The organism is Paenibacillus wynnii, assembly GCF_000757885.1.
In the GTDB taxonomy this organism is placed as follows: Bacteria; Bacillota; Bacilli; order Paenibacillales; family Paenibacillaceae; genus Paenibacillus_AQ; species Paenibacillus_AQ wynnii.
The window spans coordinates 876,750-891,589 of record NZ_JQCR01000002.1; the positions used below are offsets into that span (position 1 = coordinate 876,750).

The window sequence follows — 14,840 nt, forward strand, 5'->3', positions numbered from 1 at the left end:
TATAGGGATATATTCAGACTGTTGAGAAAGTCCGAATTTCAACACGACACCGCGTTAATTTGGTATAATATAGATAACTTTGCTAGAAAGCGCGGTGTCTTATGTTAAACGAAAAAGATCAAGGGGATAGCGGAAAATATCAAATGGAGATGGTTTGTTTAGACCAGTTGGTTCCCTCCGATCACCTCCTTCGTTTGGTCGAAAAACATGTGGATTTTTCGTTCATTACCGAAAAGGTACGCCCTTATTATAGTGCAACCCAAGGAAGACCTTCGATTCCACCCATCCGTTTATTCAAAATGATGCTGATTGGCTACCTGTTTAACATTCGTTCCGAACGCATCCTTGAGCAGGACATTAACGTTAACCTTGCCTACCGGTGGTTTTTAGGCCTGGGCCTTAGTGAACCAGTTCCGGACCATTCCACGATTAGTTATAACCGGAATGGACGATTTCAGGGAACCGATGTCTTCCAGGAAATCTTCGACGAAGTGGTGCGGCTTGCCATTTCCCACCGCATGATTGCGGGGCGGCTCTTAATTACAGATTCGACGCACATCGAGGCGAATGCCAATAAAAATCGTTATACGCAGCAAATGACGAGTGAGTCCCCGCACGCCTATCTGCAAGAGTTGGAGACCGCAGTCCATGAAAGCCGCCGTGCTCACGGGAAAAAGCCATTAGCTCCTCCACGCGGGAAACGGGAGGAGGAGCCCAAAAAACTGAAAGTGAGCCTGACTGATCCAGAGAGCGGCTACATGAATCGTAAGAACAAACCGGAAGGATTCTTTTACTTAGACCACCGGACGGTTGACCACAAATACAATATGATTACCGATGTGTATGTGACGCCAGGCAATGTCAATGATTCAACCGTGTATATGGAGCGCTTAACCCGGCAACTGGAGACCTTTGGTTTTCGAGACACCCTCGAAGCCATAGCCTTGGATTCCGGATACATGGTGCCCCATATTTGCAAACAAACGACGCCATGGATGACTGTAATTGCCGAGCGGAAACCACCCAGCAAACCCGGCTTTCTCACGAAAGAAGACTTTACCTATGATGCGAAAAAGGATGTATACGTATGTCCATTAGGACAACCACTCACGTACCGAACGACGAACCGACAAGGCTACAACGAGTATATATCATCCAAGGGGCACTGCGCGGCTTGCCCGAAAGTCACTCAATGTACTGAAAACTCCAAGCACCAGCGTACGATTCAGCGGCATGTATGGGAAGACTTCAAAGAGAAAGTACACCAAAACCGGAAAAGTCCCGAAGGCGAGAAAATCTACAAATACCGCGCTCAAACCATTGAGCGTAGCTTTGCTGATGCCAAAAATCTCCACGGGTACCGTCGATGCCGAATGCGGGGCAAAGCCAAGATGCAGGAACAGGCATTGATGACGGCCATTGCACAGAATCTGAAGAAAATGGCCCGTCACTTAGCAAAGATGGAGGCCTATGCTTTTCATTTGTGTATGAAAAAGAGTAACCTTCACTACTTTAACCGTCATTTGGGTTTCCGCATGATATTTGCAGCTTGAAAGTTTGCTTTCTCAACAGTCTGATATATTCCTTCTAATTTATATAAAAGGGATTGATTCCAATAGTTAGAGGGATATTTTCCCGCTAAAATTTTCTGAGGCACCTTCCGAGGGTGATTCTATTGCACTTTTACATCTCATTCGCTCATTTGATGCTACCGTAGGTGATTCTATTTCACTTTTACATCTCATTCGCTCATTTGATGCTACCGTAGGTGATTCTATTGCACTTTTACATCTCATTCGCTCATATGGTGCTCCCGAGGGTGATTTAATTGCACTTTTACATCTCATTTGCTCATTTGGTGCTCCCGGGGGTGATCCTATTGCACTTTTACATCTCATTCGCTCATTTGGTGCTCCCGGGGCGGTAGATACTAGCTCTCAACTTAACGCTTGATCGCCAGACGGTACCCGAGGTTCATTACAAAATTATAGAATAAATGTGTTCTGGATACGCGCATCCGTTTGATAAACGAGGGTAAGGAGTAGAATTGACGCCGAAAATCGTTATATCCATTAAGTAGCTGCTCCTCCGTCATATGTATTGGGTTGAAAACTACATCCGTTTTGCCGTTGTAAAGACTCCAATCTTCATTTAAAAGGCGCTGCTCACCTTTCATTTGGGCATGTACAGGTGTTTGGGGCAGAGGTGTCAAAATACTGACGGTTACTCCGTCAATTCCCAGTGACTCACAGGCTTCCAAGGTGTGCTGAAAGGTTGCCGGGGTATCCTCATCAAAGCCGAATACGATGCCGGCCTGTATCATGATTTTATGTTTATGCAGCTTATGGATAATATCCTGATAGGACCCTACGCGATTCATTTGTTTGTTCACACCCCGTAGTGCAGATGGAGAAAATGATTCAAGACCTACAAACAAATACAAACAACCCGCTTCCCTCGCCTTCTGCAGGAGCTCATCATTGTTGCAATCCGCCAGTGTCACCTGTGCCGCCCATTTTTTACGGAGGGGCTTAAGGCTCTCCATCAACTCTAAAGCATGCGCTTTATCCGCAAAAAAATTATCATCCCAAAACACAAAAAACTTCGATTTCATCAAGGAAATCTCATGAATAACCTCGCTTGTGGGACGGGAGCGGAAGGTGTCATGATAGATTTGCTTCAAGTTGCAGTAAGCACAGCGGTAAGGACAACCTCTGGTTGAGAATACCGCCCCTTTCATCAGCGAGCTTCTTTTTAGCAGATCCCAACGGGGTAGGGGCACATCTTTTAAATCCGGGATAGCGTCAGATCGATAGATTTGCTGGAAATTGCCCTGATAGAAATCCCCCAAAAATTTAGGCCAGATCTCTTCCGCTTCACCTACTATTAGACTGTCACAATGTTCGGAAGCCTCCTCCGGAAGAAGGGTAGCATGGGGCCCTCCAAATATGACCTTAGCTCCTTTTGCCCGGAATTTCTCAGCAATGGTGTAGCAATGATATGCATTAGGTGTGTTCACAGTGATAGCCACCAGATCAAAATTGCGCTGATACGGGATTTTTTGCTGATACTCATCCACTAGAGTAATCTTGTATTTGGTCTCATCAATAAAACCAGCTAAATACGGCATCGTGATCTGTACAAAATTATTGAACTGCTTCCGGCGGAACCGATTAATTTTCTCGTTCTCCGGCTGAATAAGCAGAATGCTTTTTCTCATAGTTCACCTGCTTGCTTGGAATTAATATTTACTTGGCTTACCTCATCCCAAAGAAAGTTCGCGAGATACCACCCAATTCCCTCTATAAAAAGGAAAGTTATTCCTGAGGATATATATTCCTGTGAACCCCTATCTCGCCCGTTGATCCGATGGTTGTAGTATTTTTAAGTGTACTCTGTGCAACTAAAATCACTGGTTTTGGTGGAATCCGTACTTTAATTGCACTTAGTACAGTTATATCGCCAACCTTGGGCCTTGATGCGTTAATCGCTGCTATATAGTTGTAGAAAGTACACTTAAAGTCCGGGGAACAGCCATTTCATTGCTAAATAGATGTAAAGAGTGCACTTAACTCTATATAGATTGAACTTGATAAACGGACAAAAAGGATTGAAGTAACGGAGGGGAATTTTGGAACTGGAAGAGCGGTAGCGTCCGCCCGAAAGCTTTCCGTAGGAAAGCTCGCTTCGAAAGCATAAGCTGTCTCCGGATTTCATCCGCTAATAGCGATAAAAATCCAGAAATCCGGAGACAACAGCAGCTGGAAGTCCAACATTCACCGTAGTTACGATCAAACCCAATGTAGCAAAATCTTAAGTTCATCTTATATAGTAAGTTAAGTTCCTTAACTATCCTGCCATACCCAATTAAGAGCAGCAGTTATGGAGCAACAATCAGCTTATATTAGATCCGATTTCTGTAAAAGTCTTTGGATTTGAACTTGGTTCTTTAGCTTCAGGTAAAATATTCCTAAATAACGCAACCTAAAGCCACTCAGACGCATCTTTATAGTAAAGGAAGGGGAGCTTCACCTGGATATTATAGAGAGGATCAAAGCAAAAGATGAATCAGCTCTCCGCCTGCTCATGGATGATTACGGGGATATGCTCCTTCGGACAGCCTGCTTGTTGCTCAAGGATCTACAAAGTGCAGAGGAAGCTGTACAGGATACGTTCATTCAGGCCTATAACAAAATAGAACAACTGCAGGAGCCTGAAAATTTAAAAGCTTGGATGGTCCGTATTGTTGTGAATCGCTGTCGGATGAGGCAACGGACCTGGAGCTGGCGAAATATATTCCCCTCGGCAGAAACGGAGCAGCTTCACTTGGCCGAATCAAACCTCATGTCCGGTGCGGAAGAGCTTTTCATGCTGCAATGGCATAATGTCAGACTTGTAGAGGCTGTCAGAACTCTCGATTACATATACCGCGAATGTCTCGCTCTATATTATTTCCATGAGATGACAATCCGTGAAATATCAGAGCAGTTGGAGATCCCTGAGAATACAATAAAATCCCGACTTGCCAGAGGAAGGATTCTACTTAAAAAGCTATTGGAGAAGGAGGGTCAATTCAAATGAATACGGAACGGAAAGCCATAAAACAGCAGCTTGACGAAAAATTAGAACTGATCAGATTCACCGGGCACGAGCGGGTTATCCGACGGACGCACCCTCCTACTCTTCGAAATCGCCTGCTGATGTTCTGGAACAAGGAAATTGTGCTTCCGCTTAAGCCTATCGCTGCTTTGAGTGCCATTATTCTAGTAACCATAGTAGCAGTCCACTCCACACAAATTGAAGAACCCCAGCTATCGGTTACACAACAACCAGAAACCCGTGAATTAATTGAAGCCGGTGGCAACATTTACTGGAAGGATGTCTATAAGCAGGTGGTGAAGCAGCATGACAATTAAGATCAAAATCAAGCATCTAGTTCTATGGGTGTTGGGCCCTGCCATTCTACTGATTGTCATTCTTAATTCGGTGCCTTCTCTAGCTAAACTGGGTCAATCTACTCCTACAGAATCCTCACCAGAAAATGCCCGTATACAGCTGCTGCAACAGTTGAATTCATCGACTGGCAACCCCCATTTGGAGCTGATTCGTAAAAAAATCATAGATACCGGCAGCAGGCATAGTTCCTACCTATTCGATGTATATATTGGACCTACATCGAGTCATTGGAGTGTAGACGAGGTCAATTCAATTAATCTTTTACCGGCGGACAGAATTACTTTCTTGGATGAATACATTCGCGAGGGACCAGTCGATGATTATTACATACGAGCATCTAAACAATTAGTGTATGAATATGACTCACTCAGCCGGGAAGATGATGCTGAACAGGCACTGATAACTGCGGAATCCAGAATAAGCAGCAACACCTCAACAGCAAGAGAATTAGCACTCCTACGGGGAGAAAGGGCTTTGGACCGGGGGGACGTGGCAGCAGCGGAAACAATCCTAGAAAAGTCAACGTCCCCTTCATATGTGCATGAAACTGAGCTGGACGGAAGAATGAACTGGCTTAAAGCTCGGCTATTATTTACAAAAGGTAATTTTAAACAGGCCCATTTATTAGTGAAGAGCAGCTTGAAGACTTACCGGAATAACAAGGACAGCTTAAAGCTTGTTACGGATACGGAAAGACAGCTAGTAGACCTTCAAGCGGAGATCGAATCCGCAATGAATATAGCTCATACAGACTCTGCTAACCTTTCGGGGACTTTAGCACGAAGTGATGGAACCCCCATCCCTTTCGCAGGTATTTTTCTACGGGATGAGAGCCATGTCAATCACAGCGTGACAGATAGTGAACCGTACCGAATTCTTACCGATTCAGAAGGTCATTTTCAATTTCACGGGGTGATTCCAGGTTACTATCAACTCGAATTGGGGCTCCACTTTAATCAAATTGACGGTTGGACCTGGCCTATACAGTTTGGGGACTGGATTGAAATCAAACAAGGGGAGAACAAGCTAGCAAATGTTACCCTGCAGCCCCTGCTTGAGCTTCATTCGCCCGTTAATCAGCAAATTATTACCGATAAGAATATTAATTTTAGCTGGGAAGCTGTAACCGGAGCCGCTTACTATAATCTTAATGGCAGTGTTTGGTCCGAAAACAGCTCGTACACTAATCAAATCAAAGGACATGTAACAGATAATCACGTTACCATCCCGATAAATGAGTTGTATTACACTAGCGGGGGATTTTCTTTTGGCAGCCAAGGCGATTGGCAATCGATTAAGCCGAATTCTCTTCTCGGATTCACGAATCCAGATAACCGTTACTCATGGAGTATTGAGGCTTTTGATACGAGTGGAAAATTGATCACACGTAGCAATGGCTACAGGTTAGATGAGAACCGAGTCGGGAATCTCCCCTTTTTCTATTTAAAGGAACGAACACTCAGTAATGCTGATCGAATTTTGCTGGATAAGAAGCCCGATCAGGCGATAGTTGCTTACCAACAGGATTACGCTGCTAATCCTCAGGATCTGCATGCCCTTCATATGTTAGTTCACCTGTTGCGGGCAAAGGATACTTTTATGGAGAGTAAACCGAAGGTTGATTCTACCATCCCATTGATTAAAAAACTTTTACAGATGTATCCCTCAGAGGGCTATGCTTCAACCTTGACACAATATTTCTATGAGCAGGCAGACTGGAAACAGTATAACGAATATTATTCCTTGTACCTGAGTGTAGCCGATCAGAAGCCTAATTCTTACATGAGAGCCATCAACGCCCTTGCTCTTTGGCATCAGGGAGAGGTAGATAGAGCCCGAAAGGAGTTGGCAATTTCTCTGGAGGAGGATAACAATCATCGATTTATCGGAGGTTATCTGGCGTTGGAGTTATATGCAGGTGAAGCCCTTTCCTCTGTTTCGGAGATTGCTGCCCGCTACCCTGATCACAGCGGCGAACCTAATGGCAATCGATGGACCTCGCTCCTTAGTCAACTTACCGTTCAAAGAGCACAACACCCAGAGGTCTTCGACAAGCAGTTGAAGGAAAAACTTGATTGGTATATGCTCGGCAAGTCGGAGCTTTTGAAGCAATGGATGGATCAAACAGATGCATCTGCATTGAAGAAATTTATGGGTGCTCTTCTCGAGGTTAGATGATGTTGCAAGCCGAAGATTTGCAAAAGCTCCAGACTAGATCATTTGATCTTAGACTGGAGCTTTTTTTTAGAAGAGAGACGTTCCTCCACTCAAATATCATCTGATACAGTTCTTAATTGTCTATAAAGTGATTCGATGGGATACATTTCTGTTGAATGCATATTAACACTAAAACTCCTATCGCTGAGAATCCTGTAGTAAATACATCAATTTCACAAGAAACTCTTGCTTCGGGTGCAAATCCTGTATAAAATGCAAGAATTCCGCTATTTTTGAGCCGTCCACTGCTGAAATGCTGCATTTAATACAACAATCGGAAGTTATACAATAGTTTGGACGATTATTGTTGTACATCATACAACATTCTGCAGAGCTTGATCTACAGAATACTGCACAGGAAGGAGAAACTTCAAATGCATAGTCATCCCTTGAATGAAATCTACGCGATCATGGAAGCGTCATTCCCTGATTCCGAATTCCGTACCCTAGATGGTCAAAAGGCACTGCTTGCGGATTCGAGGTACCGCTTGATCACAGACTATGACAACCAAGGCCGGGTTACCGCTTTTATTGCTGCATGGGAATTTCCGGTATTCCGTTTTGTAGAGCATATTGCAGTTCATCCTGCTGTAAGAGGACAAGGGTTGGGAGATAGGATGATGCGGGATTATATTTCTGAATCAATAACTCCCGTTCTGCTGGAAGTAGAGCCTCCACTCAACGAATGGTCACGCCGAAGAGTCGGTTTCTATGAAAGACTGGGCTTCTTTCTAAATCCTTTTGAATATAGGCAGCCACCGCTTAGAGAAGGGCAATCGGAATTGCCTTTAAAGATTATGAGCTATGCTCAACCACTCCCCGAGGAAGCGTTCTCTCTTTTTAAAGAAACGGTATATCGCCATGTGTATAAGGTATCCGACTCTCACCATGAATAATACAACCTCCCTAAGGGATAATAATCTAGTCTCACTAAATGACCATTCCAAGGAGGATAACTATCTTGAATTCAAACCTGAGCAATCAAATTAATCAGTGTGAACAAATCGTTCAACAACTTGTTAGCCAAACACAACAGTCTAATCAAATGTACCAACAAATGCTGCAACAAGAACAACAAAATGCAATCCGTTTAGAAGAACTGGCGCAACGTGAGCATAAAGCTGTTCAAATGATTCAATCTGCGCTTCATGGACACCAAACAGCTCTGCAACAACTTCAACAAGTATCCCAAATTTGCAGACAGCTGGAACAAAGCTCGCAAGCAGGCAACTACAGCACTTCTGCTACCGGCTTTAATCCATCCTTTAATCAATCACCGGTTTCCTCACAGTATTCTTCAAACTATGGTGGCAGTTCGGTTGGTTCCGGCATGGGTTCTAACATCGGTTCAGGTATGAGTTCAAACATCGGTTCAGGTATGGGATCAAACTTTAGTTCCGGTATGACTTCCAGTTCCGGTATGGGCTCAGGCATGGGAATGAACTCACCAATGAGCCAAGGTTCAAATCCATCCTCCATTAATTCATCCTCAAACCAAAATAGAAACTTCCAATAAGAGCAAATCGTCTGTTGGAGCTTAAGTTTCCATGACATAAAAGGGTTGGGTGGATGATTACCCGCCCAACCCTTTATTCTTGTGAATGGATTTCCTCGTATATTATTCCGAAATACTCACCGTCTTGAGCTCCGAATTCCACTTCACCTGAAGTCCGAACATTTCGGGAATGTTTTTCAACGGAATCATTACACTGTTATTTTGATTAAGGGATGGCAAAATGGCGATTTCTTTTCCATTCACAGTAGCCTTATTCGTCAACGGCTTATAGCTAATCGTCCTTCCACCCCTTGTAAGGGTTAGAATCTCCTCTTGATTATTCCATTTCACCTCTCCACCCAGTAATTTAATGAGTTCCCTCAGCGGCAGATAAACCCGGGAATTCTCCAAAACTAGAGGCTGATTTAACTTCGTGGACACATCGTTGAAGATCAACGTTCCGGCAAACAATGATCTCCCTAGTGTGTATCCATGCTTGGCTGCGATCTTTTCCATCCCCGAACTACTTGTGGTAATTACGACCCTGGTGTTTTTTTCGACTTTTGGAAAAAGCCAGTGAATATCCTCGTTATGCATACGTATGCATCCTGAGCTGACATATTTCCCAATCGAATTTTCATTACTGTTCCCGTGAATGGCATATGTGGTTCCATAAGTTCCATTAACCTCAAGTCCCATCCAACGATCACCCAACGGGTTACGCGGATCTCCTCCGGGAATTTTTTCTTTGTAATAGGGTCTGTTCTTGATTTTTACCACGATTTTGAAGCTTCCTTCTGGAGTTAGACTGTGTGTTCTGCCCGTAGCAACTGGAAAAGTCCGTACCAGCTTTCCATCACTAAAGAACGCCAATTGATTCACTTTCTTGTTGATGATGATCAGATCATTGCCTGCAGCGCTTGCTTTTCCGGTGTAGAAAACGCAGCAGAGTAAACCTAGTACGAGCAATAACTTGATGATCCGCTGAACATAAGAACTCAGTTGGAAATCCCTCCTCTATCTCTTGGGTCTCCAACTAATATATCGATGCCAAGGGGTGTCCTATGATACCAATTTTCAGAACAACAAATAAACAATCATTTTTTTCCTAAAGTGTAACTTCCCTCCATGAAGCAACGTCTAGATATTCAGGGGGCGATACCATGAAAAGAAAAATCATTACCATTCTAAGTGCAATTATTCTTATTACCAGTGCTTATTACACCGGGTATCAGAGGGGAAGTCATTCTAACAGTTCTGAAGCTGAACCTATCCCTGTAACTTCGTTATATTCTAAGTGGGTCGTCTCAGAGAAGCCGCCTTTGCCGGTCATCCTGATTGATGGGCAAGACATAAGGGTTTACCGGGGAACCTACAGCTGGAGCCAATTATCCGGAAATGGGGGTAGTATTAATGCTGTAAGTGTCGATGCAGCCTCCGCGCCCCCTATGATGAAATCAACCGTTGTAGCAGCCGGGTCAAAGATTGAAAACCACGCTCCCCCAAGAGTTAAGGAATTTAACATGAGCAATATCACCGAGGGCTTTGAAGGTGACCTCAACAGCTACTCTGCTCCTGCTTCTAAGGGTGTTTACACCTATAGAATTCACTGTGAATGGTTCCTGGACCAAGGGCATGCGGACTACTTTTTCTCTATTCAGGTGAAGTGATCCGTTGTTATACCTTTTTAACTTTTTTATTGCGATATGCACTTGGACATATGCCCCAGTGTTTTTTGAACATCTTCGAAAAGAAAAGAGGATCTTTATATCCTACAGCATGGGCAATCTCTGAAATGGAGAGTGCTCTATTTTGCATTAGCTCAATGGATTTATCCATTCGGAACTGGTGAAGATAATGCTGCGGTGAGGTGTTAAGTATTTCTTTGAACAGGCTTGTTAGATACATTCTATCAATACCCACTATATGTGCGATTTCAGCAATGAATATCTTGTGCTGGTAGTTGTCATGGATAAATTCGATCGCTTTCTGGACATATCTTTCTTTGGGCTTGAAGGTAGAAACAGAGGAAGTAGATAGTTCTAGTAACTCACTAAAAAAACGGTAAAGAATACTGCAACTGGCAAGTTCCATACTATTCTCTTTTGCAAGCGTCTGGTCAAATTGGGCAGCAAACGTATTGAACCAGGAATTTACGGGTGCAAAAAAAATCGGATGTTCTTTACTTAAATATGCTCTGGTTAATAAATCATCTGCATCATTACCTTCGAATACGATCCAGGAATAAGTCCAGGGAATAGATTCGTCAGCTTTATAAGTTGCCTCTTGATGTGGATAAATAAGAAATCCATGCCCCGGCCCTAAGGCATAGCTGTTCCCTGAGGAATGGAGAGAGCCCTGCCCATGATGTATGTAGTAAATCTTATATTGCTCGTTGATATCTGGCCCACATTGATGATTGGGAGAACATGCTTCCTGACCGTGATTAATAAAACGAAGGTCTAAATTCACAGATGATACTCCTCCTTCCTGCCATACAAAACGGATCATGTCATGTAAGATAACTAATTGTAAGCGATTGCAAATATTGTTAGGTTATTATAAGTTAATTAGGCTAAAATTTAGTATCGCCTTTTATATCTTATATTGAAAAGTTGAAAAAATCAAAGGAATGAAAAATATAACAAGATGACATATTTACACATCATCACTACATTTATTTTCATGAAGATCTTTTCTATACTTGGTATTATTAATTTCATAGGAGGAAGATAAATGTTAAAACGCAGCACAAAGCTCGCACTCGTATTCACGATAATGATCGCATTAATTTTACCTTTTGTAGGGGGAACGAAAGCCGAAGCGGCTAATGGTTTTTATGTAAGCGGTTCCACTTTGAAGGATGCCAATGGTAATGATTTTGTCATGCGGGGAGTTAACAATGCTCATGCTTGGTACGATACGCAAGCCTATAATGCACTACCAACCATCAACAATAACAAGGCGAACACGGTTCGAATTGTCTGGACGTTGGGTGGAACCGCATCTCGTTTACAGCAAATCATCGATCGTTGTAAAGAACTTGGCCTAGTTGCGATGATCGAGCTTCATGATGGTACAGGTTCAGATGATGCTGTACTTCTGAACCAAATGGCACAGTACTTCACCCGTAGTGATATTAAACCGATTATGACCAGTAATGAAAAGTACGTCCTTGTGAATATTGCGAACGAATGGGGAGGCAGCAGCCTCTCGGATACCGCTTGGCGTGATGCTTACAAAACAGCTATTTCAACCCTTCGTAACGGGGGAATACACAATACGCTAGTAGTTGACGCATCAGGCTGGGGACAAAACTCATCCCCAATCAAGACTTACGGAAATACCCTTCTGACTCATGATCCGGATCATAACACGATGTTCTCCATTCATATGTACGGCTCTTGGAACGATTCTTCCCGCATTGGCACCGAACTTCAGGCTATCAAAAATTTAGGGCTTGCTGTAATGATTGGTGAATTCGGTTACAACTATAATAACGGGAATAACAACCTGGTTTGCACAGTAAACGCTCAAGAGGTTATGAACCAAGCACAGTCCAAAGGTATCGGGTATTTAGCTTGGTCCTGGACGGGAAATGATACTGCCAATGCATGGCTTGATTTAGTATCCGGTAGTGATTGGCAGACATTTACATCCTGGGGCAACTTAGTTTTCAATGGTACCAACGGAATAAAGGCTACCTCGGTGAAAGCTTCTATTTTTAATACTGGAGGCACGGGTACCACTCTCTATGATTTTGAAGGAGGTAGTGCTCTAGGTTGGACGGGTTCTAATGTTGGGGGTGGACCATGGTCTGTAACGGATTGGGCTACTAGTGGATCAAGCTCGTTAAAAGCAGATGTGAAACTAGGCGGTGGCCAATTCATATTAAACCGCATAACTGCTCATAACTTCAGCGGCAAACAATCACTGAAGGCTAAGGTAAAACACGCGAACTGGGGAACTATTGGTAATGGACTTCAAGCTAAACTCTATATCAAAACAGGTTCAGATTATACCTGGTATGACTCGGGAGCTGTACAAATCAATTCATCGAGTGCAACGACATTAACCTTGAATCTATCCGGCGTTGCCAATTTAGGAGATGTAAAAGAAGTGGGTATACAGTTCATATCACCTACCAATTCAAGCGGTTCCACTTCTATTTATGTAGATAGTGTTGTTGTACAGTAACGCTAAGTAACAATCATTTTATCAAAAAGGGGCTGTCTGTCTCAAAATCAGATATTTTTGACGAATGAGATAGCCTTTTGTACTTCAAAGCGAATAAATAAAGTCTGGACTGGGCAGCGATTATAGCAACGGTCCGTTCGCAGAGCTTCCTTATAAGCACAACCATCTATCCGACTCCAAAAACGAGGGGTGTCCTAAGTAGCCATTTCATGGCTTATGGGACACCCCTCGTGGCGGTCGCTGCCACTCTTCCAACTCCAAAATTCTTACGTCTACTGCCGTCCTATTCTGGTGCATGCATAAAGCTATGTTCACAAACATTTAGATGTACTTTGTACAATTAAAATAGGGTGGTTTGAGCGAGAAAGCGGTTTAGTTGCACTTTCTGCAGTTATATATCTACAATATGGTCATATAGGTCTTTAAGATAGTTTTTAGTTGCAGAAAGTGCAATTAAAGTTCATCCTAAGCGGATTTCAAGGTAAATAAGTGTACAAAGTACACTTAAACTAACATCTCAAACTAATTAATTAGTCTTATTCACAAAAATGAGGCATCTTTTGGAGGCCAATGAAGACTCCATTCCTATTAGTAGGACACTTCTTAGGGACACTTTTTAGCCGCTCACATTTACTTGCTTGAATTCAAAATAGCTCGGATGGCCTTCAGCCGTTCCATATCTATAAGCATTAACGGATCACCATTTACTCTTACAGCTGAACCGAAATGCACTCTCCTTACACCTGATTGCTGAAGAAAGGCTTCGAGATTGTGTTCTGTGAGACCTGCCCCCGCCAAAATCGCCAGAGATTGTCCTGCGGCCAGGCTATTCAGCTTCGCTAATTGGTCTGCGCCTTCCGGTGCAGTTGCAGCACCTCCAGAGGTAAGGATATCGGTGATCTCTGGATATTGAGACAATACTTTCAGCGCCTCAGGTTGGTTTCGCACCTCGTCAAAGGCCCGATGGAAGGTAACCTCCATTCCGTCTGCGGCATGCAAGAGAGTCCTTAGATTCTCCTCGTCTACAGTCCTGTCATGCTGTAGCATCCCTATAACAATCCCAAGACCTCCCACCGAACCTATATGAGTGATATCCCGCCGCATCACTTCAATATCCTCTTCGTCATATCGGAAAGACCGTGCATGAGGACGAACCATGACCCTTACCGGAATGGTTACCGATTCTCGGACTCTCTCAATAAGTGCAAGACTAGGAGTTAAGCCGCCTTCTCGAACCGCAGTAATCAGCTCGATCCGATCGGCACCTCCACGCTCAGCCATAACGGCATCTTTTACAGTTGTAGCAATAATCTCTAGTAACATCCGTCTTTTCCCCCCTTTATCTAGTACCCATATTGTAAACGTAACCCGTATCTATATAATAAATACAAGTACTACAAATGGGTAGCGAAAGGATAGATTCTTTGATGAACACTAATATTAGACTGACTTTAGTAGAATCGTTAGATACGGAACTGGAACTGAGCTTAAGCCGTTTACTGATTAGTGTGGTTGAGGACGGGGCATCCATCGGTTTCTTGCCACCGGTGAAACACGAAGAGGCTCATCTGTATTGGCAGAACGTAATCCAACCCGGAACTATGCTCTGGATAGCCAAAGAGAAAGATATAATCGTAGGTACTATACAACTGCAGTTGGCCTCCAAAGCTAACGCCAGGCACCGTGCTGAAATGGCAAAGTTAATGGTACATCCTGAACACCGCAGAAAGGGAATTGCCGGTCTGCTGTTGAGCACAGCCGAGGCTGCTGCGGTTTCTGAAGCAAGAGAACTTATTGTGCTCGATACCCGGGAAGGCGATCCTTCCAATATTCTATATCAATCCCGGGGATATATTGAAGGTGGCCGAATTCCATACTATGTACGGTCTGCGAACGGTGAACTTCATGCGACTGTTATATATTATAAGAAGCTGTGAACGTCAAAAAAAGGGAGCCCATTGGCTCCCACTGGCTC

Annotated in this window: 13 protein-coding genes; 9 read left to right on the plus strand and 4 right to left on the minus strand. The window is 43.5% G+C overall.

What is annotated here, in order from left to right; genetic code table 11:
- Positions 1-101: 101 nt before the first annotated feature.
- Entirely contained in the window at positions 102-1,553 is a 1,452-nt protein-coding gene (locus PWYN_RS06560; RefSeq protein WP_052087777.1) for an IS1182 family transposase, read from the plus strand.
- 389 nt (positions 1,554-1,942) lie between these two features.
- Here the strand turns inward: PWYN_RS06560 and PWYN_RS06565 are convergent, their stop codons facing one another.
- Positions 1,943-3,220 (minus strand): B12-binding domain-containing radical SAM protein, encoded by a 1,278-nt coding sequence (locus PWYN_RS06565; protein WP_036649679.1) that lies wholly within the window; start codon positions 3,218-3,220, stop codon positions 1,943-1,945.
- 860 nt (positions 3,221-4,080) lie between these two features.
- Here PWYN_RS06565 and PWYN_RS06570 point away from each other — a divergent pair.
- The 5 genes from PWYN_RS06570 to PWYN_RS30425 all read left to right on the plus strand — a co-directional run bounded on the left by PWYN_RS06570 (position 4,081) and on the right by PWYN_RS30425 (position 8,689).
- On the plus strand, positions 4,081-4,581 hold the full coding sequence (locus tag PWYN_RS06570) for a sigma-70 family RNA polymerase sigma factor (RefSeq protein WP_276203420.1): 501 nt from the start codon (positions 4,081-4,083) through the stop codon (positions 4,579-4,581).
- Positions 4,578-4,916, plus strand: coding sequence for a hypothetical protein (locus PWYN_RS06575; protein WP_036649684.1), 339 nt, complete (start codon positions 4,578-4,580; stop codon positions 4,914-4,916). Before PWYN_RS06570 ends, PWYN_RS06575 begins: the two co-directional genes overlap by 4 nt.
- Positions 4,906-7,134 (plus strand): carboxypeptidase-like regulatory domain-containing protein, encoded by a 2,229-nt coding sequence (locus PWYN_RS06580; RefSeq protein WP_036649686.1) that lies wholly within the window; start codon positions 4,906-4,908, stop codon positions 7,132-7,134. Before PWYN_RS06575 ends, PWYN_RS06580 begins: the two co-directional genes overlap by 11 nt.
- Before the next feature lie 413 nt (positions 7,135-7,547).
- Positions 7,548-8,069, plus strand: coding sequence for a GNAT family N-acetyltransferase (locus tag PWYN_RS06585; RefSeq protein WP_036649689.1), 522 nt, complete (start codon positions 7,548-7,550; stop codon positions 8,067-8,069).
- Between the two features lie 65 nt (positions 8,070-8,134).
- Positions 8,135-8,689, plus strand: a complete 555-nt coding sequence (locus tag PWYN_RS30425; RefSeq protein WP_205622738.1) for a hypothetical protein — start codon at positions 8,135-8,137, stop codon at positions 8,687-8,689.
- Between the two features lie 102 nt (positions 8,690-8,791).
- Here PWYN_RS30425 and PWYN_RS06595 read toward each other — a convergent pair whose 3' ends face one another.
- On the minus strand, positions 8,792-9,637 hold the full coding sequence (locus tag PWYN_RS06595; protein WP_240479696.1) for a L,D-transpeptidase family protein: 846 nt from the start codon (positions 9,635-9,637) through the stop codon (positions 8,792-8,794).
- Between the two features lie 194 nt (positions 9,638-9,831).
- Between PWYN_RS06595 and PWYN_RS06600 the strand changes: the two genes are divergently transcribed.
- Complete coding sequence (locus PWYN_RS06600) at positions 9,832-10,338, plus strand: hypothetical protein (RefSeq protein ID WP_036649693.1); 507 nt, start codon at positions 9,832-9,834, stop codon at positions 10,336-10,338.
- Between the two features lie 7 nt (positions 10,339-10,345).
- On the opposite strand, the gene PWYN_RS06605 is transcribed toward PWYN_RS06600, so the two are convergent.
- Positions 10,346-11,140, minus strand: coding sequence for an AraC family transcriptional regulator (locus tag PWYN_RS06605; protein WP_036649695.1), 795 nt, complete (start codon positions 11,138-11,140; stop codon positions 10,346-10,348).
- A 264-nt stretch (positions 11,141-11,404) separates the two neighbouring features.
- On the opposite strand from PWYN_RS06605, the gene PWYN_RS06610 reads away from it, so the two are divergent.
- Positions 11,405-12,865: a cellulase family glycosylhydrolase gene (locus tag PWYN_RS06610; RefSeq protein ID WP_036649697.1), complete on the plus strand. Its 1,461-nt coding sequence runs from the start codon at positions 11,405-11,407 to the stop codon at positions 12,863-12,865.
- Positions 12,866-13,495: 630 nt separating this feature from the next.
- Here PWYN_RS06610 and PWYN_RS06615 read toward each other — a convergent pair.
- A complete protein-coding gene (locus PWYN_RS06615; RefSeq protein WP_036649700.1) occupies positions 13,496-14,188 on the minus strand; it encodes a copper homeostasis protein CutC in 693 nt (230 codons plus the stop codon).
- A 104-nt stretch (positions 14,189-14,292) separates the two neighbouring features.
- On the opposite strand from PWYN_RS06615, the gene PWYN_RS06620 reads away from it, so the two are divergent.
- Complete coding sequence (locus PWYN_RS06620) at positions 14,293-14,802, plus strand: GNAT family N-acetyltransferase (RefSeq protein ID WP_036649702.1); 510 nt, start codon at positions 14,293-14,295, stop codon at positions 14,800-14,802.
- Positions 14,803-14,840 lie beyond the last annotated feature (38 nt).